This window comes from Streptomyces sp. NPDC048258 (genome assembly GCF_043201995.1).
GTDB lineage: Bacteria > Actinomycetota > Actinomycetes > Streptomycetales > Streptomycetaceae > Streptomyces.
The window spans coordinates 615740-639277 of sequence record NZ_JBICZH010000003.1 but is presented as its reverse complement, the minus strand read 5'-3'; the positions used below and the strand labels follow the sequence as shown (position 1 = coordinate 639277).

Here is a 23538-nt window from a genome sequence, read left to right as displayed (position 1 = left end):
CCTTCATGGTCCACTGTGGCGGATACTGGGCGGCTGGAACCGGAATGACCGAATGATGACGGACGAGACGGACGAGGGAAGGGCGCGGCGACGTGGCTAGGGTTCGGACAGGGGTACGCGTCGTGGGCGCCGTGCTCGCGGCGGTACTGGGAGCCTCGCTCGCGGGCTGCAGCAGCACGGGCGGCAAGCGCGCCGAGGAGCGGGCGAAGGCCGCCGCGGCAGGCCGGCCGGCCGTGTCCACCCCGCGCTGGACCTTCGCGATGGTCACGCACGCGGGCGACGGCGACACCTTCTGGGACATCGTCCAGAAGGGCGCCAAGGAGGCCGCGGCGAAGGACAACATCAACTTCGTCTACGCCCACGACGACCAGGCACAGCAGCAGGCGCAGTTCGTGCAGAACGCCATCGACCAGAAGGTCGACGGGATCATCGTGAGCCTCGCCAAGCCGGAAGCCCTCAAGGACGTCATCGCCAAGGCCGTCAAGGCCGGCATCCCGGTGGTCACGGTCAACTCCGGCTCCGCCCAGTCCGCCGCCTACGGGGCGCTGACCCACATCGGCCAGGACGAGGAGATCGCGGGCGAGGCGGTCGGCACCGAGCTGACGAAGCGCGGCAGGAAGAAGGCCGTCTGCGTCCTGCACGAGCAGGGCAACGTGGGCCACGAGCAGCGCTGCGCCGGGGCGAAGAAGACCTTCGGCGGCACGATGGAGAACCTGTACGTCGAGGGCACCAACATGCCCTCCGTCCAGGCGGCCCTCCAGGCCAAGCTCCAGGCCGACCCCTCCGTCGACGCGATCCTCACGCTCGGCGCGCCCTTCGCCCCCACCGCCGTCAAGGCGAAGGACGCGGCGGGCAGCAAGGCCGAGGTGGACACCTTCGACCTCAACGAATCCGTCGCCCGCGACCTGAAGTCCGGCGCCCTCGGCTTCGCCGTCGACCAGCAGCCCTACCTCCAGGGCTACGAGGCGATCGACCTGCTCTGGCTCTACCGCTACAACGCGGACGTGCTCGGCGGCGGGCGCCCGGTGCTCACCGGACCGCAGATCGTCACGGCCGCCGAGTCGGCCGAGCTGGAGGAGTACATCAAGCGGGGCAGCCGATGAGCACCGCCGCCCCCGCCGTCGACGAACGGCTCGCGCACACCTCCGTGATCCGCCGGCTGCTGGGCCGCCCGGAGCTGGGCGCCGTGGTCGGCGCGGCCGCCGTCTTCGTCTTCTTCTCCTTCGCCGCCCCCAGCTTCCTGCAGGCCTCCAGCCTCAGCACGGTGCTGTACTCGGCCTCCACCATCGGGATCATGGCCGTCCCGGTGGCCCTGCTGATGATCGGCGGTGAGTTCGACCTCTCCGCCGGCGTCATGGTCACCACCTCGGCGCTGGTGGCCTCGATGTTCAGCTACCAGATGACCGCCAACGTCTGGGTCGGCGTCCTGGTGTCCCTGCTGGTCACCCTGGCCATCGGCTTCTTCAACGGCTTCATGCTGACCCGTACCAAGCTGCCCAGCTTCATCATCACGCTCGGCACCTTCCTGATGCTGACCGGCCTGAACCTCGGCTTCACCAAGCTGATCAGCGGGTCCGTCTCCACCAAGAGCATCGCCGACATGGAGGGCTTCAGCTCCGCGCGGGCCCTCTTCGCCTCGCAGTGGAACATCGGCTCGGTCACCCTGAAGGTGACCATCCTGTGGTGGCTGGCCCTGGTCGCCGTCGCCACCTGGATCCTGCTGCGCACCCGCGCCGGGAACTGGATCTTCGCGGTGGGCGGCGGGGCGGACGCGGCCCGCGCCACCGGTGTCCCCGTCGTGAAGACCCGTATCGGCCTCTACATGGGCGTCGCCCTGTGCGCCTGGATCTCCGGCCAGCACATCCTCTTCTCGTTCGACGTGGTCCAGTCGGGCGAGGGCGTCGGCAACGAGTTCCTCTACATCATCGCGGCCGTCATCGGCGGCTGCCTGATGACCGGCGGCTACGGCTCCGCCATCGGTTCGGCGGTCGGCGCCTTCATCTTCGGCATGACCAGCAACGGCATCGTCTACGCCCAGTGGAACCCGGACTGGTTCAAGTTCTTCCTCGGCGCGATGCTCCTGCTCGCGACGCTGCTCAACGCATGGGTCCGCAAGCGGGCGGAGGAGAGCAAGTGACCACGAAAGGCACGACGGCCCTGGTGAAGCTGACCGAGGTCAGCAAGTACTACGGAAACATCCGCGCCCTCCAAGGGGTCTCCCTGGAGGTCGCGGCGGGTGAGATCACCTGTGTCCTCGGCGACAACGGCGCCGGCAAGTCCACCCTCATCAAGATCATCGCGGGGCTGCACCAGCACGACGCCGGCTCCTTCGAGATCGAGGGGGAGGAGACCGTGCTCGCCAACCCGCGTGCGGCCCTCGACCGCGGCATCGCCACCGTCTACCAGGACCTCGCCGTCGTCCCGCTCATGCCGGTCTGGCGGAACTTCTTCCTCGGCTCCGAGCCGACCAAGGGCCGCGGCCCGCTCCGCCGCCTCGACGTGGACTTCATGCGCGCGACCACCCGCGCCGAGCTGCTGCGCATGGGCATCGACCTGCGCGACGTCGACCAGCCCATCGGCACCCTGTCCGGCGGCGAGCGGCAGTGCGTGGCCATCGCCCGCGCCGTGCACTTCGGCGCGAAGGTGCTCGTACTCGACGAGCCGACCGCCGCCCTCGGCGTCAAGCAGTCCGGCGTGGTCCTCAAGTACGTCGCCGCCGCCCGCGACGCGGGCCTCGGCGTGGTGCTGATCACCCACAACCCGCACCACGCCCACCTGGTCGGCGACCGGTTCGTGCTCCTCAAGCGCGGCACCATGGCGGGCAGCCACACCCGCGACTCGATCACCCTGGACGAGCTCACCCGGCAGATGGCGGGCGGCTCCGAGCTGGACGAACTGAGCCACGAACTGGAGCGAGTGGCAGAATCAGGCCCAGACGCCACATCCGGTGCAGCCGATCCGGATTCCGGTTCCACTTCCTCCGACAGGGGCGACACGACTCGATGAGCACGTACCGGGACTTCACGCTCGCCCACCGGGGGTCGGCGCGAGGCACCGTCCTGCGGACCGTCGGGACCCGTGAGCGCCGGTCGCACCTGACCGCCCCGCGCGTCCCGACCGTCGGCATCGACATCGGCGGCACCAAGGTGATGGCCGGCGTCGTCGACGCCGACGGCGTCATCCTGGAGAAGATCCGCGCCGAGACGCCGGACAAGTCCAAGAGCGCCAAGGTCGTCGAGGACACGATCGTCGAGCTGGTGCTGGACCTCTCCGACCGGCACGACGTGCACGCGGTGGGCATCGGGGCGGCCGGCTGGGTGGACGCCGACCGCTCCCGCGTCCTCTTCGCACCCCACCTGGCCTGGCGAGACGAGCCGCTGCGCGACGCCCTCCAGTCCCGGCTCGCGGTCCCGGTCATGGTCGACAACGATGCCAACACCGCGGCGTGGGCGGAATGGCGCTTCGGCGCCGGGCGCGGCGAGGACCACCTCGTCATGATCACCCTGGGCACCGGCATCGGCGGGGCCATCCTCGAAGGCGGCCAGGTCAAGCGGGGCCGGTACGGGGTCGCCGGCGAGTTCGGCCACATGCAGGTCGTCCCCGGGGGCCACCGCTGCCCCTGCGGCAACCGCGGCTGCTGGGAGCAGTACAGCTCCGGCAACGCACTGGTCCGCGAGGCCCGCGAGCTCGCCGCCGCCGACTCCCCGGTCGCGTACAACATCATCGCCAGGGTCGGCGGCAACGTCTCGGAGATCACCGGGCCGCTCATCACCGAGCTGGCCCGCGAGGGCGACGCCATGTGCGTCGAGCTGCTCCAGGACATCGGCCAGTGGCTCGGCGTCGGCATCGCCAACCTCGCCGCCGCCCTCGACCCGTCCTGCTTCGTCATCGGCGGCGGCGTCAGCGCTGCCGACGACCTGCTGATCGGCCCCGCCCGGGACGCCTTCCGGCGTCACCTCACCGGCCGCGGCTACCGCCCCGAGGCCCGGATCGCCAAGGCCGAGCTCGGCCCCGAGGCGGGTATGGTCGGAGCCGCCGACCTCGCCCGGCTCGTCGCCCGCCGCTTCCGCCGCGCCACGCGCCGCCGCGTCGAGCGCTACGAGCGCTACGAGCGCTACGCGCAGCTGGGCCGGCGCCTCGCCAACGGCCCCACGGACTCCAAGGACCAGAACGAGCAGTGACCCCGCCCACCCTGCCCCACCAGGCGTCCGCCCCCGACGGGGGAGGCACGCCGCCGCCCACCGCCGAGGACCGCGGGCACGTCGTCAAGCGCCGCTGGATCACCGCGATCATCATCCTGCTGCTGGTCGGCGTACCCGCGGGTTATCTCGCCGTCTCCACCCAGCAGAGCCGCGAGAGCGGCCGCGACAAGGCCGCCAAGGTCGGCGCGTCCACGGTGCGTCCCGGCTGGCCCTCGAAGGTGCAGCGCAGCATCTACGAGGTCCCCATCCCGCCCAAGGCCTGGCGGGTCGGGTTCCTGGAGACCAACAACTGGCGCACCAGCCGGCTCTTCACGCAGTTCGCGGTCACCCCCGCCGACCTGGACGCCTTCCTGGCCGACCTCGGCACCAGCCGGGACGCGCTGACCCCCGGGGTCGCGATCTCCCCGCACGACTCCGAGGTCGCGGGCTGGAGCTGGAGCCCGGACTCCACCTGGTACGAGATCACCCTGGAGCAGCCGGACCCGCGCCCCACCCGGGACGTCACGGTCGACCTCACGGATCCCGAGCACCCCAGGGTCTACGTGGTGTCGACGACGACTCCGTAGAGGTGTCGACAGGGCCTAGCCTGGGATCATGAAGCTCACCAAGCGGCTGCATTCCTGCGTCCAGCTGGAGAAGGACGGGCGCACGCTCGTCATCGACCCGGGCGCCTTCAGCGAACCTGACGCGGGCCTGGGGGCGGACGCCCTGCTGGTCACGCACGAGCACCCCGACCACTTCGAGGAGGGCCGGCTGCGGGCCGCCCTCGACGCCAATCCCGCGGCGGGCCTGTGGACCCTGCGCAGCGTGGCGCAGCAGCTGGCCGCCGCCTATCCGGGCCGGGTGCACACCGTCGGGCACGGCGACACCTTCACCGCCGCCGGATTCGAGGTCCAGGTGCACGGCGAGCTGCACGCCGTGATCCACCCCGACATCCCGCGGGTCACCAACGTCGGCTACCTCGTGGACGGTTCGCTGTTCCACCCCGGGGACGCGCTGACCGTGCCCGACGCGGCGGTGGAGACACTGATGCTCCCGGTGCACGCCCCGTGGAACAAGGTCTCCGAGGTGATCGACTACCTCCGCGAGGTCAAGCCGCGGCGGGCCATCGACATCCACGACGCGTACCTGTCCGACATCGCCCGGCCGATCTACGACAGGGCCCTGGACAGCCTGGGCGGCGCGGACCACGGCCGACTCACCGCCGGGGAAGCCGCCGATCTGTGACTGTCGGTGCCGGGCGGTAGGTTGGGACGCATGCGTATCGCCACGTTCAACGTCAACTCCATCACCGCCCGGCTTCCGCGCCTGCTGGCCTGGCTGGAGAGCTCCGGCACCGATGTCCTGTGCATCCAGGAGACCAAGTGCTCCGCGGAGCAGTTCCCGCACGCGGAGCTGCGCGAGCTGGGCTACGAGGCGGCCGTCAACGCCACCGGCCGGTGGAACGGCGTCGCCCTGATCTCCAAGGTCGGCCTGGACGACGTGGTCCTGGGGCTGCCCGGCGGGCCCGACTACGAGGGGGTCCAGGAGCCCCGCGCGATCTCCGCCACCTGCGGCGGGGTGCGCGTCTGGTCGGTCTACGTGCCCAACGGCCGGGAGGTCGCGCACGACCACTACGGCTACAAGCTGAACTGGTTCCGCTCCCTGACCACGGCCATCGCCGAGGACGCGGCCGGCCCCCGCCCCTTCGCGGTGCTCGGCGACTTCAACGTGGCCCCGACCGACGAGGACGTCTACGACCCGGCCGTCTTCGAGGGCCTCACCCACGTCACCCCGGCCGAGCGCGCCGCCCTGGAGGCGCTGCGGGCCGCCGGGCTCTCCGACGTGCTGCCGCGCCCCCTCAAGTACGACCGCCCCTACACGTACTGGGACTACCGCCAGCTCGCCTTCCCCAAGAACAGGGGCATGCGCATCGACCTGGTGTACGGGAACGAGCCCTTCAGCAAGGCCGTCACCGACGCCTACGTCGACCGCGAGGAGCGCAAGGGCAAGGGCGCGTCCGACCATGCGCCGGTCGTCGTCGACCTGGATCTCGACCGGTAGGCACGGGTCCCGATCCGGGCCGACGGATCCCGGCCCCTTCTTTCGGATCAGGCGTCGCGGGCCGGGCGTGATCCGGAAGAGACGGCCTCGCGCGCCCTGTGGCCAGCGGCGGATCCTGGTGCGACGCTGGTCGGTATGAACATCCCTTTCCTGGCCAACTGGCTGAACCGGCACGAAACGGAACGGGGTGCGGGTCTCGCCGCCGCGCTCGCCGATGATCCCGAGGGCGTCGCCGAGTTGTTCTCGGAGTGCGAGATGCTGCGCGCCCAGGCGAGGGTGGCCGGGCTCGAACTCGACGAGAGCCAGGCCTCGTTGGAGGCCCTCGACCAGCTGATGCCCCGCTGGCGGCGGGATCCCGAGGCCGTGCCGTGGCTCGGGAACGACGCGGGCTTCTACCTCGGGACGGTGATCATCCGCACCATCCCCGGAGCCGGCTGGCAGGTGTGGCCCAACGGCCAGCCGGTGATCCGGCTGGCCTCGGGCCGCGAGCTGAACGTGATCGAGTCGGGGGTGTCCTGGGCGATGACGGGATCCCCCGAGCTCAGCCAGGCGTACGCGGAGGCCTCCGAGGGGTGACCGGAGGCGATCTTTATGTCGCCTTTAGGCGTGTCGAGGGGAAGTGCCCTTCCCGGGCTGGTTAGTTTGCCTGGACTCGACACACCGACAAGTGGGCAGGGCAGCACATGGTCGTCGATCCGTTGATCGAGCTGCGGGACGTCAACAAACACTTCGGGCAGTTACACGTCCTCCAGGACGTCAACCTCACCGTCGGCCGCGGCGAAGTCGTGGTCGTCATCGGCCCCTCCGGCTCCGGGAAGTCGACCCTGTGCCGGGCGATCAACCGGCTGGAGACCATCGAATCCGGCACCATCCTGCTCGACGGGAGACCGCTGCCCGCCGAGGGGAAAGACCTGGCCCAGCTGCGCGCCGAGGTCGGGATGGTCTTCCAGTCCTTCAACCTCTTCGCGCACAAGACCGTCCTCGCCAACGTCTCGCTCGCCCAGATCAAGGTCCGCGGCCGCAAGAAGGGCGAGGCGGACAAGCGCTCCCGGGAACTCCTGGAGCGCGTCGGCCTCGCCGACCAGGCCCCCAAGTTCCCCGCCCAGCTCTCCGGCGGCCAGCAGCAGCGCGTGGCCATCGCACGCGCCCTCGCCATGAACCCCAAGGCGCTGCTCTTCGACGAGCCCACCTCCGCACTCGACCCGGAGATGATCAACGAGGTGCTGGAGGTCATGCAGCAGCTCGCCCGTGAGGGGATGACCATGGTCGTGGTCACCCACGAGATGGGCTTCGCCCGATCCGCCGCCAACCGCGTCGTGTTCATGGCCGACGGCAGGATCGTCGAGGACCGGACCCCGGAGGACTTCTTCACCGCCCCCGAGAGCGACCGCGCCAAGGATTTCCTGTCCAAGATCCTCAAGCACTGAGGGGGTCCCGATCGATCCCTCAGCAGGGCCACCCCGCACGGCAGCAGCCGCGGATCACTGCTCGCGCAGCGGCACCGAGACGTAACTGGGATCGGTGCGCGGCGAGGAGAAGGTCAGCTGCGCGCCGGTGGGGTTGTGCTCGATGTAGAGCGGGTCGACGGTGTCGATGACCAGGGCGAGCCGGTGGCCCGCGGGCACGTCGTAGGCGGTGGAGAACAGTTCCAGGTCCACGCCGAAGGCCTGCCCGGGGGTGCGGCCGTGGAAGGTGTACGGGGCGTTGCTGACCAGTTTGCCGATGCCGAGCGGGCCGACGTCGTAGAGATACGCGACGAAGGTGCCGTCGCCCTTGGTGGGAGTGACGGTGGTGTGCACCTCGACCGTGCCGCGGACCCGGCGCGGCTCGTCGTAGCGCCCGGACTGCCAGACGGCGGCGAAGGCGCGGGGGAGCAGCGGGATGGAGGCGGCCGGGGGTGCCTTGACGAGCTGGTCGAGGATGCTGGAGAGGAAGATCACGCCGCCGTTGGCACCGGAGTCCACATTGGCGAAGAGGTGCTCGCTGTCGGAGAGCGGGAGCTTCTCGGTGCCGGCGGCGCCGACCGACTTCCAGTCGGCGTAGCCCTCGTACCCGCCGTCGCTGCGGGACTTCAGCTGCACGGGGGCCTCGGTGTCGACGCCGTTGCGCTCGCCCTTGAGATAGCGGTCGAACCAGCGGTGGGCGTTGGTCCAGGTGTCGTTGGGCAGGCCCAGCAGGCCGGTGGCCTCGGCGGTGGCGTGGTCGCCCGGGCGGAACTCCAGCCGCTTGGGGCCGGTCAGCTTCTCGAAGAACTCCGCGTACTGGTTGGGCGGGAAGATGGTGTCGCCCCAGGCATTGCCCAGCATGATCGCGGCGCCGTTGGCGTTGATCCGGTCCACCTGCTCGGCGGCCGAGCGCTGCTTGCCCCACTCGATCATCTGCTGCTCCCGGTCCAGTCGGGAGCCCAGGAAGTCGCCGAGGATCGACTGGAGTTCGGGGCCGGGGCGGCCGGTGAGGAAGCCGGCGGCGCCGAGCATCCCGGCGGCCTGGAGGTGCTGGGTGCGGCCGGAGTAGATGGACTCGATCAGGTCCGCCCAGCCGCTGAGCGCGACCACGGCCTTGACGCGCGGGTCGTGCGCGGAGGCCAGCAGGCTGATGCCCGCGCCGTACGAGACCCCGCCGAGGCCGATGCGGTCCGGGTCGGCGGCGGTGTGGGCCAGGGCCCAGTCGATGACGGCCGATACGTCGGCGATGTCCGGCGGGCCGGCCACCTCGATCTGGCCGCCGGAGAGCCAGAAGCCGCGGGAGGTGTAGCTGACCACGACGTAGCCGGAGTCGGCGAGCTGCTTGGCCTGGGCGAGGTATTCGATCTGCGGCATGCCCCAGCTGGTGGGGAGCACGATCAGCGGGTACTTCCGGCCGGCCTCGGCGCCCGCCGGGGTGAAGACGTTGCCCTTGAGGGTGATGCCGCCGGATCCGGGGATGTCGTGGAAGCGCAGCTCCGACGAGGCGTCGGCGGTGACCGCCGCGGCGGGTGCGGGAGCCGCCTGGGCCTGGTGGGGGGCCAGGCCCAGGGCGGCTGCCGCCAGCAGGGATGCCACGGCTGCGGCGGTGGTGGTGCGTTGCATCAATCGCTCCTCGCGTGCGCCGGGGTCGTCAAAGTGACCCGACGGTAACGGGAGGGGCTTACCGAAGGTAACCCGTGAGTAAGTTACGTGGTGGTAACAATTGAACGGAAGTCAGCTGTGAAACTTCCCGGTCAGCCGTTCTGCGGGGTGCCGGACAGGGCGCTCTTGGCCTTCCACTGGTCCCAGGACAGGTTCCACTCGCCGTAGCCGTTGCCGAGGTCCGCGTTGCCCTTGGAACCGGATCCGACCACCTCGAAGGGGTCGCCGATCTGGGACCTGGCGAAGAAGTCCTTCGCGTCGGCGTCGCTCATCCCGACGCAGCCGGAACTGCTGTTGGCGCGGCCGAAGTTGCCGGCGTTCCACGGTGCGGCGTGCGCGTACATGCCCGACCAGGTCAGCCGCATCGAGTAGTCGACCATCTTGTCGTAGGCGTCGTCCAGGCCCACCGTCTGGGAGTCCATCCGGATGGTGCCCTCCTTCGTCATGATCACCATCTTTCCGGACCAGGAAGCCTTCTTGCCGCCCGGAGTGCCGGCCGAGATCGGAATCGGCTTGAGTGCCTGGCCGTCCTCGGTCACCGACATCTTCTTGCTGTCGAGGCTGACCTCGATCCGGCGGTCCTTGCCGATCTTGAACTCGGTGTTGTAGTCCCGGGCGAACAGGCCGCCGCCCTTGCCGGAGTCCACGCCGTTCAGGTTCATCTCGACCTTCACGTCCGTGCCGGCCTTCCAGTACTCCTTGGGCCGCCAGTCCACGCGGTCGTTGCCGGAGTAGTCCTTGATCCAGCCCCAGGAGCCCTCGGTGTTGTCGGAGGTGGTGACCTTGAGCTGCTTCTCCACCTCGGCCTTGTTCGTCACCGGGTTGTCGAAGACGAGCGACACGGGCATCGCCACGCCCACCGTGCTGCCCTTGGGCACGTTGATCGAGACCTTGTTCACCTTGTCGGCGGCGCTGGTCTTGAACTGCGTGGTGGCGCTCTGGCTCTCGGTGTTCTGTGCCTCGACCTTGTACTCCGCGCCGGGGGCGGCGTTGCGCTCCGAGGTCCAGGTCCTGCCGTCGTCGGCTATCTTCCCCGGCAGCTCCGCGCCCTTGGCGTCGGTCACCTTCACCTGGGCCAGCTTGCCCTCGGCGACGGTCACCGTCACCGGCCCGCCCGCCTTCACCTGATCGCCCGTGAGGTTCACCGAGACCGCCATGTCCGCCTTCGGCTTCATCTCGGCCTTGCCGGTCGCACCGCCCCCGCTCCCGCTGCCGCCCGAGCATGCGGTCAGCGCGGCGGCCAGAAGTGCGGTGCTCGCCAGGGCGGTACGGCGTATGCGGCTCAACGAAAATCCCTCCCAAAGTAATGATTGTTCGCAAACGTAGATGCGAACAACACGACTCTAGGTTGCGCAATCCGCGGAAAATATCGTGCTTTCGGTTGTGACATCGACCGCAGCAGAACGGTCATCGTCCGGTCACAATCGCCGCGCAGTCCGGTCATGGACAGCTGTGAGAGTCCTGTGCGTCCCGATCCCCCGTCCCCCCGCCGGACGCACCGGAAGGCCGATCAGCCATGTGTGCACTGCTCGTGACCCCCACCCAGCACCAGGGCCAGGACCGGGAGCTGACGGTGCGCACCCTGTCCGTACCGGAATACCAGACGTTCCTTTCCCGGCACGGCCGGGCCAGCTTTCTCCAGTACCCGTCCTGGGCCTCGGTAAAGGACCTTTGGCGCGCGGAAAGGGTCGGATGGCACTACCCCGGCGGTGAGATCGAAGGTGCTGGACTCGTTCTCTACCGCCAATTCCCCGGCACCCGCAAATATTTCGCCTACCTCCCCGAGGGCCCCGTAGCCGACTGGTCCGACCCGCACGTCGACCGCTGGCTCACCCCGCTCATGCGTCACCTCAGGGCAGCCGGAGCCTTCGCCGTCCGCATCGGCCCCACCCCTGCCTACCGGCGCTGGGACGCGGCCACCGCCAAGTCCGCCACGGGGCCCGGCCGGCAGATATCCGACGTCCTCGCCACCGAGGTGGACCCGGTCGGTGCCGCCCTCGCCGACCGGCTGCGCACCCGCGGCTGGAAGCGCTGCGGCGGCGAGGACGACGGAGACGCCCAGCCCCGCCACGTCTTCCGGGTGCCGCTGGCCGGCCGCACCCTCGACGAGCTGTGGTCGGGCCTGAACCAGGAGTGGCGCCGCAATGTGCGCAAGGCCACCAAGGCCGGTGTGGAGACGGTCATCGGCGGGGCCGCCGACCTGCCCGAGTTCTACCGGCTGCTGCGGATCACCGAGGAACGCGACGGCTTCCGGCTCGGCCGCTCCCTCGCGTACTACGAGCAGCAGTACCAGGTCCTCAACGCCGAGGAACCCGGCCGGATGCGGCTCTACCTGGGCATCCACCAGGGCGAGATACTCGCCGCCCACACGATGATCGTCGCCGGAAAGCGCGTCTGGTACCAGACCGGTGCCTCCGCCGACCACCGGCGCGACGTCCGCCCCAGCAACGCCCTGCAGTGGCGCATGATGTGCGACGCCCATGCCCTCGGGGCCGACGAGTACGACATGCGCGGGGTACCCTCCACCCTCGACCCCGACGAACGTTCCTTCGGGCTGCTGCGCTGGAAGCTCGGCACCGGCGGACAGGTCGTCGAGACGCTCGGAGAGTGGGAGATACCGATGGACGGAGTCGCCAACACGGCGCTCTACAAGGCGTTCCAGGCATACCTGGCCCGCCGGTGACGGCCACCGACACCAGACAGGCCGCCGAGCACACCGGCAGCGGCGCGGCACCGGTGAAGACCTCGGTGCTGCGCAGTGGTGCGCTCATGGCGGTCGGCTCGGTCGTCTCCCGCGCCACCGGCTTCGTCCGCTCCGCCGTCGTCGTCGCGGCCTTGGGCACCGAACTGCTCGGCGACAGCTACGCCGTCGCCAACACGGTCCCGAACATCATCTACATGCTGCTCATCGGCGGCGCGCTCAACGCCGTCTTCGTACCCGAGCTGGTCCGCGCGGCCAAGGAACACCGGGACGGCGGAGCCGCCTACACCGACCGGCTGCTGACCGCCTGCACCCTCGCGCTCGTCACGCTGACCGCGGTGGCCGTCCTCGCCGCCCCGCTGATCGTCACGGCGTACACCGACTACAGCGGCGCCCAGGCGAGCACCACCGTGGCCCTGGCCCGCTACTGCCTGCCGCAGATCCTCTTCTACGGCCTCTTCACCCTGCTCGGCCAGGTGCTCAACGCGCGCGGCCGGTTCGGCGCGATGATGTGGACCCCGGTCCTCAACAACGTCGTGATCATCGGCGTCTTCGGGCTCTTCCTCTACGTCTCCCACGACGCGACGAACGGCCTCACGGCCGCCGAGACCCGGCTGCTGGGCCTCGGCACCACCGCCGGCATCGTCATCCAGGCCCTCGCCCTCGTCCCGTCGCTGCGCGCCGCCCGCTTCCGCTGGCGCCCCCGCTTCGACTGGCGCGGCAGCGGCCTCGGCCGCCCGCTGCGCAACGCGGGCTGGACGGTCATGCTCGTCCTGACCAACCAGATCGCCTACTGGGTCGTCACCCGGCTCTCCACCGCCACCGGACAGCACGCCGTCGACGCCGGGCTCGCGGGCGGCGCCGGCTACACCGCCTACAGCAACGCCTACCAGCTGTGGATCGTCCCGCAGGGCATCATCACCGTCTCCCTCGTGACCGCCCTGATGCCCCGGATGAGCTCGGCCGCCTCCGACGGCGACCTCACAGAGGTCCGCAAGGACATCTCCTACGCGCTGCGCTCCAGCGCCGCCCTCGTCGTCCCCGCCGCCGCGCTCTTCGCCGCCCTCGCCCCCTGGGTGATCGGCGCAGTCTTCGGCTACGGCCTCACCGACGCCGCCGACGTCGAGGTCATGGCGGGCATGCTGGTGGCCTTCGCGCCCGGCCTGATCGCCTTCTCCGCGCAGTACGTCCTCTCGCGCGGCTTCTACGCCCTCTCCGACACCCGGACCCCCTTCTTCCTCAACCTCACCATCGCCGCGCTCAACGCCGGGCTGTCGGCCGCCGCCTACTTCCTGCTGTCCCCGCGCTGGGCGGTCACCGGCATGGCCGCCGCCTCCTCCGTCGCCTTCCTCGCGGGCGCCGCCGTGACCGCGCGCACCCTCGCCAGGCGCCTCGGCCCGCGCGACGGCACCCGTACCGAACGCCGCGCCACCGCCGTACGCACCCACCTGCGGCTGCTGGCCGCCTGCGCGCCGGCGGCCGCCGCCGGGTACGCGGCCGCCCGCGCCGCCGAGCGGTTCGGGGATTTCGCCGCGGTCGGGGCGGGAACCGTCGCCCTGCTGCTCGTCGTCGTCCTCCTCGCCGGGCCGCTGCGCCTGACGGAGATCACCGACCAGCTCGACTCCCTGCGGCGCCGCATAGGCCGCTAGCCGGAGGAGGGCACTGAACCACCCTGGGATACTGGCCCGATGCCACGCGTACTGCTGATCGAGGACGACCCTTCCATCCGGGAAGGAGTGGGCCTCGGGCTGCGCCGCCGCGGCCACGAAGTGAGCGCCGCCGAGACCGGCGAGGCGGGACTCGACCTGATGGCGAGCTTCCGCCCCGAGCTGGTGCTGCTCGACCTGATGCTGCCGGGGATCAACGGCGTACAGGTCTGCCGCCGGATACGCGAGACCAGCGAGGTGCCGATCATCATGCTCACCGCGCGCGGCGACGACTTCGACATAGTCATCGGCCTGGAGGCCGGCGCCGACGACTACATCGTCAAACCCGCCCGCACCGAGGTCATAGAGGCCCGGGTGAAGGCCGTACTGCGCCGGCTCAGCGCCCCGGCGGGCAGCCGCCCCGAGGTCGAGCAGCACGGCGAGCTGGCCGTCGACCGCTCCGGGCTGACCGTCGCCAAGAACGGCGAGCGCGTCCCCCTCGCCCCCAGCGAGCTCAAGCTCCTGCTGCACCTGTCGGCCTCTCCCGAGCAGGTCTTCTCCCGCCAGCAACTCCTCGAGTACGTCTGGGACCACAGCTACCACGCCGACGCCCGGCTGGTGGACGCCTGCGTCCGCCGGCTGCGCCACAAGATAGAAGACCCCGACGGAAGCCCCCGCTACATCCAGACCGTGCGTGGCTTCGGCTATCGCTTTGGTCCCCTGTAGGGGGCGCGAGGTGCGACGAATAGCCCCGCTCGGGCTGCGTACCCGGCTGATAGCGGCCTTCCTGCTGGTCGCCGCGATCAGCGCGGTGAGCACGGCCGCCCTCACCTACCAGCAGGCGCGCAACGCCATCCTCAAGCAGACCCAGGACACGGCGATCAGCAGCCTGCGGGACCAGATCGAGCAGCAGGAGATCCGCCTTCCCCTGAGCCAGCAGGAACTCCAGCGCATCGTCATCGACCTCGGCAAGCGCGGCAAACCGCACCCGTGGATCCTCTTCGCCGAGTACGGCAGCCTGCGCGCCTCCACCAACCCCGCCTCGCCCACCTCCACCGTGGTCACCGCCGGCCTGCGCGAGAAGGTCCTCAGCGGCCAGTACACCGCCTTCCAGCGCGTCGAGGACCAGCGCGGCAATCCGTACCTCACGGTCGGCGTCCCCGCCGTCTTCGAGCACAACGGCTACACCGAACCCACCGGGCTCGTCTTCTTCGCCTGCGTTCCGCTCGCCACCGAGAAGCAGACCGTCGAGGCCATGGTCGAAGCCGCCCAGCAGGGCGCGGTCCCGGGGCTGGCCATCGCCATCGTCCCCGCGCTGCTGGCCGCCCGCAGCGTGCTGCGGCCGGTCCGCGACATGCGCCGGGCCGCCCAGCGGCTGGGCCGCGGCCGCCTCGACACCCGCATCGAGGTCAGGGGCGCCGACGAACTCGCCGGACTCGCCCGCACCTTCAACGAGACCGCCCGCGCCCTGGAGCAGTCGGTGAGCGAGCTGCGGGACGCGGAGACCCGCGCCCGCCGCTTCGCCTCCGACGTCTCCCACGAACTGCGCACCCCCCTCGCCGGGATGCTCGCCGTCACCGAGGTCCTCGACGAGGACGCCGCGCACCTCGACGCCGACACGGCCAAGGCCCTGCGCCTGGTGAGCGCCGAGACCGGCAAACTCGCCGTCCTCGTCGAGGACCTGATGGAGATCTCCCGTTTCGACGCCCGGGCCGCCGAGCTCAACCTCGACGACGTGGACATCGCCGAAGCCGTGCGCAAGACCCTCGAACGACGCCACTGGGACGATGAGCGCGTCGTCACCGAACTGCCGTACGGGGTACGCGCCCGACTCGACCCGCGCCGCTTCGACGTGGTCCTCGCCAATCTCGTCGGCAACGCCCTGCGGCACGGCGGCGCCCCCGTACACGTCACCGTACGGACGGCACCGGGCGAGGACGGCGAACGGCTGCTCATCGACGTCGCCGACAGCGGGCCCGGCATCGCCCCCGAGGTGCTGCCGCACATCTTCGACCGCTTCTTCAAGGCCGACGCGGCCCGCACCCGTTCCGCCGGCAGCGGCCTCGGACTCGCCATCACCCTGGAGAACGTCCGCCTGCACGGCGGTACCCTCCGGGCGGGCAACAGGCCGTCCGGGGGAGCCCTCTTCACCCTCGACATGCCGCTGGAGGCCCGCGTATGACAGGGCGGAAGGCGAGGTCCCGGGCCACGGCGGCCACGGCGGCGCTGGCGTGCTGCGCCCTGCTGCTCGCCGGATGCGGGATCAAACGCACTGGGGTGATCGGTAGCGGCCATGCCGCTACCGTCAAGATCGCCGGCGGCAAAAAAGGGGTCGTCCTCTACTTCCTCTCCAAGGAGGGCGACCGGCTCGTCCCGATCCCGTTCATGTCCGACGACTACACCATCGCGCCCAGGGCGCTCGTGTTGCTGCTGCTGAACGGCCCCATGGGTCCGGCTCAGGAGGCCGGACTCACCACGGCGCTGCCCCGGCTGGCCGCCGGACAGGAGTCGGCGCTGGCGGTGAGCGAGTACTCGGAGAGCGCGGGGATCACGGTCCATCTGCCGTTCGCCGTGGGGGGACTGTCGGAACTGGCCCGCAACCAGCTGGTGTGCACCGTCGGCGTCTCCGCCGTGCCGGACGTCCTCAGCCCGGTTACCCTGCGGGACACCCACACCACCCTCCCGTCCGCCGAGTGCGACTCGCGGCGCTGATGTGTGCGGACGGCCCGTGGCCGGCCGCGCCCCTTGCGGGCGGGGCCGCGCACCCGTCACCGTGGCCCCATGGATCACGCCGCGGACGTCCCCGACGTCTTCGACCCCCGCATCTACGCCGAGGGCATCCCCCACGAGCGCTACCGGATCCTGCGCGACCGCCACCCCGTGGCCTGGCAGGCGGAGCCGGAGATCCAGGGCTGGCCCGCGGGCCCCGGCTTCTGGGCGGTCACCCGGCACGCCGATGTCGTTCGTGTCCTGCGCGACCACCGCACGTACTCCTCCTGGCTGGGCGCCACCCAGATCCGCGACCCCGACCCGGCCGACCTGCCGTTCCTGCGCCGCGCCATGCTCAACCAGGACCCGGGCAAGGCCGCCGGCGACCACGGCCGGCTGCGGCGGCTCGTCTCCCGCGCCTTCACCCCCGCCCGCGTCGACGCCTTCGCCGGACGGGTACGGGACCGCGCCCGGACGCTGCTCGCCGCCGCGCGGGACAAGGCCGAGGAGGGCGCCGCCGACCTCGTGCACACCGTCACCGACGAGTACGCGCTGCTGAACCTCACCGATCTGCTCGGCGTCCCGGCCGCCGACCGCGCCCTGCTGCTGGAGTGGACCGTACGGATCATCGGCTACCAGGATCCCGAGGACGCGCCCGCGCCCCTGCTCGGTCCGGACGGCAAGCCGCTGAACCCGCGTTCCCCGGCGCTGCTCGGCGAGATGTTCGCGTACGCCCGCGAACTGGCCGCCCACAAGCGCGCGCACCCCGGCGACGACGTGATGACGGCCCTCGCCCAGGCCGGACTGGAGGCGGCCGAGCTGGAGATGTTCTTCTTCCTGCTCACCGTCGCGGGCAACGACACCGTGCGCAGCGCGGCGCCCGGCGGCCTGCTCGCGCTGGCCCGCGACCCGGGGGCCTACCGCCTGCTCGCCGAGGGCCGGGCCCCGATGGACCGGGCCGTCGACGAACTCCTGCGCGTGCACCCGCCGGTGCTCAGCTTCCGCCGGACCGCGGCCGTCGACACCGAGCTGGCCGGGCGGCGCGTCCGGGCCGGGGACAAGGTGGTGGTCTTCCACGCCTCCGCCAACCACGACGAGCGCGTCTTCACCGACCCCGGACGCCTGGACCTCGGCCGGACGCCCAACCCGCACGTGTCCTTCGGGGACGGCCCGCACGTCTGCCTCGGCGCCCACTTCGCCCGGCTCCAGCTGCGCACCTTCTACGAGGAGTGGTGCGCGGCCATGCCCCCGCCCGAACTCGCGGGCCCGCCCCGGCGGCTGGTCTCCAACTTCATCAACGGGATCACCCGGCTGCCGCTGCGGGTGCCAGGGCCGGCCCGGTGACGTCCGCCACCAGCTCCGTCACATCCGGACCGTAGGCGTCGGAGTTGATGACCTTCAGCAGGAGGCAGAAGGACTCGCGGCCGTACCTGCGGGCCAGCCGCACATGGTGCTTCGCCAGGTAGCGGGCGGCGGCCTGGTTGCTGTTGGCGGTCTGCCCGGAGAGCAGGAAGACGGGCCGGGAGCCGTGCCGGGTCGTCAGCCGCGCCAGCAGCACGTACTCGACCATCCCCTTCTCCCAGCGGTACCTCTCCTCGCCGACGCGGATCGCCCCGCGGTCCGGATGACCCGAGGCGAGGCCGACGTCGACCTGCACACCCGGGAGCATGGAGGTCAGGTGCGCCGTCGTACGGGTGTTTGAGGCGGGCCCGCCGACGCAGAACTCGGCCCGTTCGCCGAAGCCCTGGCGGGCGCCGTCGTGGGTGACGATCTGGACGTTCGCCCCGCAGTCCTTGATCAGGGCGGATATCTCCAGCAGCGCGAAAGCGTCGTTGCGGTGCAGCGACGAATCCGTGCCGCCCATCTGCCGGTTGACCACGAACAGGCAGTCGGATCCGGTCGGCAGGCCGAAGAAGGCCTGCTTGCGGCGGAGCGCGCGGCGCCAGAGGTAGGTCCGGGAGAACCAGCCGAACCCGCCGCTGAGCGCGGTGGCTATCACCCCGAGCACGATGTTGCGCACGTCGTCGTTCATGCGGCGGATGGTAGCCGTCACCATGCCTTCATGACGCGGGGGGTGCCGTGAAGTTAGGCTGCGGCGACATGGTCTGACAGGCCGTCGACTGGAGGTACCGGATGCGTGGTCCCGCCGCACGTCAGTTAGCGCTCGTCGCCCTCGCCGGGGCGTTGGTGTCCACCGGGGCCGCCGCTCCGCCCTCCACCGCCGACGCCGCGACCACCCCGGCCAAGGTGCCCGTCGCCGTCGGCTACGGCGGGGCCGTCGCCAGCGTCGACGCAGACGCCTCCGCGGCCGGTATCGCCGTACTGCGCTCCGGCGGCAACGCCGTGGACGCGGCCGTGGCCACCGCCGCCGCGCTCGGCGTCACCGAGCCCTACTCGTCCGGCATCGGCGGAGGCGGCTACTTCGTCTACTACGACGCCCGATCCCGCCGCGTGCACTCCATCGACGGCCGCGAGACCGCCCCCGCGACGGCCACCGCCACGCTGTTCCAGGAGAACGGCTTCCCCATTCCCTTCGCCGAGGGCCAGACCAGCGGCCGCGGGGTCGGTGTCCCCGGCACCCCCGCCACCTGGAAGAGCGCCCTCGACTCCTGGGGCAGCCGCCCGCTCGGACAGCTGCTGAAGCCCGCCGAGAAACTGGCCCGCGACGGCTTCACCGTGGACGCCACCTTCCGCGCCCAGACCGAGCTCAACCAGGACCGGTTCAAGGACTTCCCGGACACCGCGAAGCTCTTCCTGCCGGGCGGCGCCCTGCCGGTGGTCGGCTCCACCTTCAAGAACCCGGACCTGGCCGCCACGTACGCGGAACTCGCCCGCAAGGGGACCGGCGCGCTCTACCGGGGCCCGATCGCCGAGGACATCGTCCAGGCCGTCCGCAAGCCCCCGGTGGACCCCGCGGCCACCCGCAACGTCCGGCCCGGCGACCTGACCGCCGGCGACCTGACCGCGTACGGGACCAAGCGGCAGGCCCCGACCCAGGTGAGCTACCGGGGCCTGGACGTCTACGGCATCGCCCCCTCGTCCTCCGGCGGCACCACCGTCGGCGAGGCGCTGAACATCCTGGAGCGCACCGACCTCTCGAAGCTGTCCGAGGCGCAGTACCTGCACCGCTTCATCGAGGCCTCGCGGATCTCCTTCGCCGACCGCGGCCGCTGGGTCGGCGACCCGGCCGCCGAGAACGTGCCGACGCGGGAGCTGCTCTCCCAGCGGTACGCCGACTCGCGCGCCTGCCTGATCAAGCCGGACCAGGCGCTGACCAGCCCGCTGGCCCCCGGAGACCCGCGCGACCCCGTGCCCTGCGCCACCACCGGCCAGACGGCACCGACCACGTACGAGGGGGAGAACACCACCCACCTGACGGTCGCCGACCGCTGGGGCAACGTGGTTTCCTACACCCTGACCATCGAGTCCACCGGCGGCAGCGCGATCACCGTCCCGGGCCGCGGTTTCCTGCTCAACAACGAGCTGACCGACTTCTCCTTCGCCCCGGCCGCGCCGGGTGTCCCCGACCCGAACCTGCCCGGCCCCGGCAAGCGGCCGCGCTCGTCCATGTCGCCGACCATCGTGCTGGAGCACGGGCGGCCGGTGCTCGCGGTGGGTTCCCCGGGCGGCGCCACCATCATCACCACCGTCCTGCAGACCCTGATCGGCCACCTGGACCGGGGCCTGCCGCTGGTCGACGCGATCGCCGCGCCGCGGGCCAGCCAGCGCAACCAGGCCACCACCGAGCTGGAGCCGGGCCTGTGGAACAGCCCGCTGCGCGCCGAACTGGAGGCGATCGGTCAGGGCTTCCGGCAGAACCCGGAGATCGGCGCGGCGACGGGCGTGCAGCGCCTGCCGGACGGGCGCTGGCTGGCGGCGGCCGAGACGAGCCGCCGCGGCGGCGGCTCGGCCATGGTCGTCCACCCGCACGGGAAGCCGTGACGCTCACACGGCGGTGAGGATCCTGGGGCCGTCGGAGGTGATCGCGACCGTGTGCTCCGCGTGCGCGGCGCGGCTGCCGTCGGCGGTGCGCAGGGTCCAGCCGTCCCCGTCGCAGGTGTAGTCGTCCGTACCGCCCGCGGTCAGCATCGGCTCGATCGCGAGGACCATGCCGGGGCGCAGCTTCATGCCGCGCCCCGGCGGACCCTCGTTGGGTACGCCCGGGTCCTCGTGCATGTGGCGGCCCACGCCGTGGCCGCCGAAGCCGTCGGGGATGCCGTATCCGGCGGCGCGGCAGACCGTACCGACCGCGTGGGCGATGTCGCCGATCCTGTTGCCGGGCACGGCTGCCGCGATGCCCGCGGCGAGGGCCGCCTCGGCCGTCGCGATGAGCCGCAGGTCGGCGGGGCGGGGCCGGCCGACGGTGAAGCTGACCGCCGCGTCCCCGACCCAGCCGCCGAGCCCGGCCCCGCAGTCGACGCTGACCAGGTCGCCGTCGCGCAGCCGGTACGCGCCGGGGATGCCGTGCACGATCGCGTCGTTGACCGACGTGCAGATCACGGCCGGGAAGGGCACCGGCGCGAACTCCGGCCGGTACCCCAGGAAGGGCGAGGCCGCGCCCGCCTCGCGGAGCACGCCGCGGGCCACCCGGTCCAGGTCCAGCAGGGAGATACCGACCCGCGCGGCCTCCCTTACGGCCGCCAGGGCGTGCGCGACGACGCGGCCGGCGGCGCGCATCTCGTCGATCGACTGTTCCGTCTTCAGTTCCACCATGCCAATAACTATACCGGTATAACTTTAACGGGATAGTTATTGGCGTGCGGGGTAGGATGGGGGCATGGTCCGTACCCCCCTGACTCCGGAAGAGCGCGAGCGCGGCGAGCGCCTGGGCGCGCTGCTGCGCGAGGCGCGCGGCGCGCGCAGCATGGTCGAGATCGCGGCCGGAGCCGGGCTCTCGGCCGAGACCCTCCGCAAGATCGAGACCGGCCGGGCGCCCACCCCCGCCTTCTTCACCGTGGCCGCCCTCGCCGAAGTCCTCGGCCTCTCCCTGGACGACGTGATGCGGCGCTGCTCCCTCGTGCCCGTCTGAGGTCCTACCGGCGGCCGTCCGGCCCAATCCGCGATGGAACCGCCGGAGCGCGGGGCAAGCGTGAAGGCGTGTCAGCCACGAACGCACCCCAGCGACTCGGTTTCGGACTCCTCGGCGCGCTCCTCGCGGGCGGCCTGCTCCTCGCCGCCTGCGCCGCCCCCGACGGCGGGGCCCGTGCCGAGGACCCGGGAGACGCGGTCTTCCGCGAAGACGCGCCCGGCGGGGACGGGCGGGCCGTTCGCGGCCCGGAAGGCCACGGGGCCCGCGAAGATCGTCCGGACAGCCCTTAGGGTCGCCGTATGGATGCCGAAGAGCTGGGCAGGGCGAAGTACGTCAGTCTCACCACCTTCCGCAAGGACGGCACGCCCGTGGCGACGCCGGTGTGGGCGGTGGCCGACGGCGGAGAGCTGTACGTGTGGACGCGCAGCGACTCGTGGAAGGTCAAGCGAATCCGCAACGACGGCCGGGTCACCGTCGCCGCCTGTGACGTGCGCGGGCGCATGGAGGAGGGCGCGCCGGTGCGGGAGGGCGAGGCACGGCTGCTCGACGAGGCGGGGCTGCGGCGGGTGCGGGGGCTCATGTCGCGCAAGTACACGTGGCAGTTCTGGGCGGTGGACGTGCCCGCCATGGTGGTGCGGCGCGGGCGGCGGCCGCACACCGCGATCGCCGTCAAGCTTTGAGGTGCCCGTAGCCCGCCCGTAACACAGGTGGGATCCAATGCGGTCATGGAGACCGCGACTTCACCGGCGATCGGTCGACTCGCCGAATATCTACGTGGGTTGACCCAGAGGCTGGATCCCGGGGCAGGCTGGTACGGGGAGTTCCTGCGCCGGGATCCGGACGGGCTGCGGGCCTGTCTCGACGGGGCCGCGATACCCCCGTGGGACGTGGTGGAGTCGCTCCTGCGGGACCTGACGGCGGCGCGGGGCGAGCAGACCGCGGCGCGGGAGACCGTATACGCAGCCCGGCTGCGGGCGGCGGCGGTCACCGCCTGGGACAGGCTCCCGGGCGGGATGGAGGAGCTGCGGACCCAGTACGCGGCGGCGGCCGCGCAGCGGGCCGACGCGCGGGCGGCCCTGCGGAGCCTGACGGCCCGGCTCGGCTCCGCCACCGACCCGGCGGAGGCGGACGCCCTGGCCCGGGAGCTCTCCTGGACCCAGGACGACGCGGCCCGCGCCACGGCCCGCCACGAGGACATCTCGGCCCGCCTGGCAGCCCTGCGGGCCGGCCCCGGCGACTCGGTATGGCCGGCCGGCCCGGACACCACGCAGCCCCTCCCCGCCGTCCCCCGGCAACGCCCGGCCCACCTCGCCCCGCCGACCGGCCCGCCGGACCCGCCGTTAGCCGGGGCCGAGGCGCCGGTCGCGCGGCCGACGGCGCCGGTGGCCGAGTCCGAGGCGCCGGTCGGTCGGTCGGGGGCGCCGGTGGTCCAGGCCGAGGCGCCGGTCGGGCGGGCCGAGGGGCGGTGGCTGCGCGGCACGCGGCGGGCCGGGGGCGCCCGGTACGCGGGCTCGGCGGCCCCCGAAGCCCCGGCTTTCACCCCACCGCCGGGCCACCCGGACGGTGACACCGACCTCGGCGGCGGACCCGCCCCGCGCGGGGCGCGCTTCGGCCGCCCCGAGCCCGAACTCCCGGCCCCCCGGGGCGCCCGATTCGGCCGCCCGGCGGGCGCGCCGCCGGCGGACACCCCGGCCGCTCGCGGACCGGGCCACCACCCCGAACCGGCACCCGGCGGTACCCACGAGCAGGGCGATGCGGCGGCGCCCCCGGCAGGGCGCGGCGAACCGGCCCCGCAGCCCGGGCACCGCGCCCCGCGGGGCGCCCGCCGCCGGTCCGCCGCCCTGGCCCGCCCTGGCGAGCAGGGCGACGCGGCGATGCCACAGGCAGGGCAAGGCGAGCCCGGCCCCGAGCCCTGGGCTCACTCGGCAGTCGGCCCTGTGTCGGGGGAGGTGTCTTCCGGGGGTGGTGAGTTCGCCGCGCCTGGGTACGGCGGGTCGGGCCCGGAGCCCTGGGCTCACTCGGCAGTCGGCCCTGTGTCGGGGGAGGTGTCTTCCGGGGGTGGTGAGTTCGCCGCGCCTGGGTACGGCGGGTCGGGCCCGGA

The 23538-nt window shown here is 71.9% G+C and carries 23 protein-coding genes and 1 pseudogene; 20 read left to right on the top strand and 4 right to left on the bottom strand.

Going from position 1 to position 23538, the window contains the following annotated elements; genetic code table 11:
- Positions 1–122 precede the first annotated feature (122 nt).
- From ACGFYQ_RS10420 to ACGFYQ_RS10380, 9 genes are all read left to right on the top strand, one after another.
- On the top strand, positions 123–1103 hold the full coding sequence (locus tag ACGFYQ_RS10420) for a sugar ABC transporter substrate-binding protein (protein WP_393742019.1): 981 nt from the start codon (positions 123–125) through the stop codon (positions 1101–1103).
- Positions 1100–2137, top strand: coding sequence for an ABC transporter permease (locus tag ACGFYQ_RS10415; RefSeq protein WP_393742017.1), 1038 nt, complete (start codon positions 1100–1102; stop codon positions 2135–2137). The genes ACGFYQ_RS10420 and ACGFYQ_RS10415 overlap by 4 nt, the downstream gene beginning before the upstream one ends.
- Positions 2104–3006 carry an ATP-binding cassette domain-containing protein gene (locus tag ACGFYQ_RS10410; RefSeq protein ID WP_393742015.1) on the top strand — a complete coding sequence of 301 codons (903 nt, stop codon included), beginning with the start codon at positions 2104–2106 and terminating at the stop codon, positions 3004–3006. The genes ACGFYQ_RS10415 and ACGFYQ_RS10410 overlap by 34 nt, the downstream gene beginning before the upstream one ends.
- Entirely contained in the window at positions 3003–4181 is a 1179-nt protein-coding gene (locus ACGFYQ_RS10405) for an ROK family glucokinase (RefSeq protein WP_393742013.1), read from the top strand. Before ACGFYQ_RS10410 ends, ACGFYQ_RS10405 begins: the two co-directional genes overlap by 4 nt.
- On the top strand, positions 4178–4768 hold the full coding sequence (locus ACGFYQ_RS10400) for a hypothetical protein (protein ID WP_393742011.1): 591 nt from the start codon (positions 4178–4180) through the stop codon (positions 4766–4768). Before ACGFYQ_RS10405 ends, ACGFYQ_RS10400 begins: the two co-directional genes overlap by 4 nt.
- 28 nt (positions 4769–4796) lie before the next feature.
- Positions 4797–5429: an MBL fold metallo-hydrolase gene (locus tag ACGFYQ_RS10395; RefSeq protein ID WP_393742009.1), complete on the top strand. Its 633-nt coding sequence runs from the start codon at positions 4797–4799 to the stop codon at positions 5427–5429.
- A gap of 30 nt (positions 5430–5459) precedes the next feature.
- Complete coding sequence (locus ACGFYQ_RS10390; RefSeq protein WP_393742007.1) at positions 5460–6245, top strand: exodeoxyribonuclease III; 786 nt, start codon at positions 5460–5462, stop codon at positions 6243–6245.
- Positions 6246–6380: 135 nt separating this feature from the next.
- Entirely contained in the window at positions 6381–6821 is a 441-nt protein-coding gene (locus ACGFYQ_RS10385) for a DUF6278 family protein (RefSeq protein WP_393742005.1), read from the top strand.
- Positions 6822–6928: 107 nt separating this feature from the next.
- A complete protein-coding gene (locus ACGFYQ_RS10380) occupies positions 6929–7672 on the top strand; it encodes an amino acid ABC transporter ATP-binding protein (protein WP_393742003.1) in 744 nt (247 codons plus the stop codon).
- A gap of 54 nt (positions 7673–7726) precedes the next feature.
- On the opposite strand, the gene ACGFYQ_RS10375 is transcribed toward ACGFYQ_RS10380, so the two are convergent.
- Positions 7727–9313, bottom strand: coding sequence for a CocE/NonD family hydrolase (locus ACGFYQ_RS10375; RefSeq protein ID WP_393742000.1), 1587 nt, complete (start codon positions 9311–9313; stop codon positions 7727–7729).
- Between the two features lie 131 nt (positions 9314–9444).
- Positions 9445–10638 carry an Ig-like domain-containing protein gene (locus ACGFYQ_RS10370; protein WP_393741998.1) on the bottom strand — a complete coding sequence of 398 codons (1194 nt, stop codon included), beginning with the start codon at positions 10636–10638 and terminating at the stop codon, positions 9445–9447.
- Between the two features lie 230 nt (positions 10639–10868).
- Here ACGFYQ_RS10370 and ACGFYQ_RS10365 point away from each other — a divergent pair, with 230 nt between their 5' ends.
- From ACGFYQ_RS10365 to ACGFYQ_RS10340, 6 genes are all read left to right on the top strand, one after another.
- Entirely contained in the window at positions 10869–12035 is a 1167-nt protein-coding gene (locus ACGFYQ_RS10365; RefSeq protein WP_393741996.1) for a lipid II:glycine glycyltransferase FemX, read from the top strand.
- Complete coding sequence (murJ, locus tag ACGFYQ_RS10360) at positions 12032–13702, top strand: murein biosynthesis integral membrane protein MurJ (RefSeq protein WP_393741994.1); 1671 nt, start codon at positions 12032–12034, stop codon at positions 13700–13702. Before ACGFYQ_RS10365 ends, murJ begins: the two co-directional genes overlap by 4 nt.
- 39 nt (positions 13703–13741) lie before the next feature.
- On the top strand, positions 13742–14425 hold the full coding sequence (locus tag ACGFYQ_RS10355) for a response regulator (RefSeq protein WP_393741992.1): 684 nt from the start codon (positions 13742–13744) through the stop codon (positions 14423–14425).
- A complete protein-coding gene (locus ACGFYQ_RS10350) occupies positions 14394–15881 on the top strand; it encodes an ATP-binding protein (protein WP_393741990.1) in 1488 nt (495 codons plus the stop codon). The genes ACGFYQ_RS10355 and ACGFYQ_RS10350 overlap by 32 nt, the downstream gene beginning before the upstream one ends.
- The gene (locus tag ACGFYQ_RS10345; protein ID WP_393741988.1) at positions 15878–16411 is read left to right on the top strand and encodes a hypothetical protein; all 534 of its coding nucleotides are present in this window, start codon (positions 15878–15880) and stop codon (positions 16409–16411) included. Before ACGFYQ_RS10350 ends, ACGFYQ_RS10345 begins: the two co-directional genes overlap by 4 nt.
- Positions 16412–16480: 69 nt before the next feature.
- A complete protein-coding gene (locus tag ACGFYQ_RS10340; protein WP_393741986.1) occupies positions 16481–17752 on the top strand; it encodes a cytochrome P450 in 1272 nt (423 codons plus the stop codon).
- Here ACGFYQ_RS10340 and ACGFYQ_RS10335 read toward each other — a convergent pair.
- Positions 17712–18440: a hypothetical protein gene (locus ACGFYQ_RS10335; protein ID WP_393741984.1), complete on the bottom strand. Its 729-nt coding sequence runs from the start codon at positions 18438–18440 to the stop codon at positions 17712–17714. The genes ACGFYQ_RS10340 and ACGFYQ_RS10335 overlap by 41 nt on opposite strands.
- Positions 18441–18541: 101 nt before the next feature.
- Between ACGFYQ_RS10335 and ggt the strand changes: the two genes are divergently transcribed.
- Positions 18542–20350 (top strand): gamma-glutamyltransferase, encoded by a 1809-nt coding sequence (gene ggt / locus ACGFYQ_RS10330; RefSeq protein WP_393741982.1) that lies wholly within the window; start codon positions 18542–18544, stop codon positions 20348–20350.
- A gap of 3 nt (positions 20351–20353) precedes the next feature.
- Here the strand turns inward: ggt and map are convergent, their stop codons facing one another.
- Positions 20354–21121, bottom strand: coding sequence for a type I methionyl aminopeptidase (map, locus tag ACGFYQ_RS10325; protein WP_393741980.1), 768 nt, complete (start codon positions 21119–21121; stop codon positions 20354–20356).
- Between the two features lie 64 nt (positions 21122–21185).
- Here map and ACGFYQ_RS10320 point away from each other — a divergent pair, with 64 nt between their 5' ends.
- From ACGFYQ_RS10320 to ACGFYQ_RS10305, 4 genes and pseudogenes are all read left to right on the top strand, one after another.
- The gene (locus ACGFYQ_RS10320) at positions 21186–21437 is read left to right on the top strand and encodes a helix-turn-helix transcriptional regulator (RefSeq protein WP_328928552.1); all 252 of its coding nucleotides are present in this window, start codon (positions 21186–21188) and stop codon (positions 21435–21437) included.
- Between the two features lie 68 nt (positions 21438–21505).
- Positions 21506–21727: a hypothetical protein gene (locus ACGFYQ_RS10315; protein WP_393741977.1), complete on the top strand. Its 222-nt coding sequence runs from the start codon at positions 21506–21508 to the stop codon at positions 21725–21727.
- 9 nt (positions 21728–21736) lie between these two features.
- Positions 21737–22117, top strand: a complete 381-nt coding sequence (locus tag ACGFYQ_RS10310) for a PPOX class F420-dependent oxidoreductase (RefSeq protein ID WP_393741975.1) — start codon at positions 21737–21739, stop codon at positions 22115–22117.
- 99 nt (positions 22118–22216) lie between these two features.
- Positions 22217–23538 (top strand): annotated as a pseudogene (locus ACGFYQ_RS10305) (hypothetical protein); the annotation flags it as partial.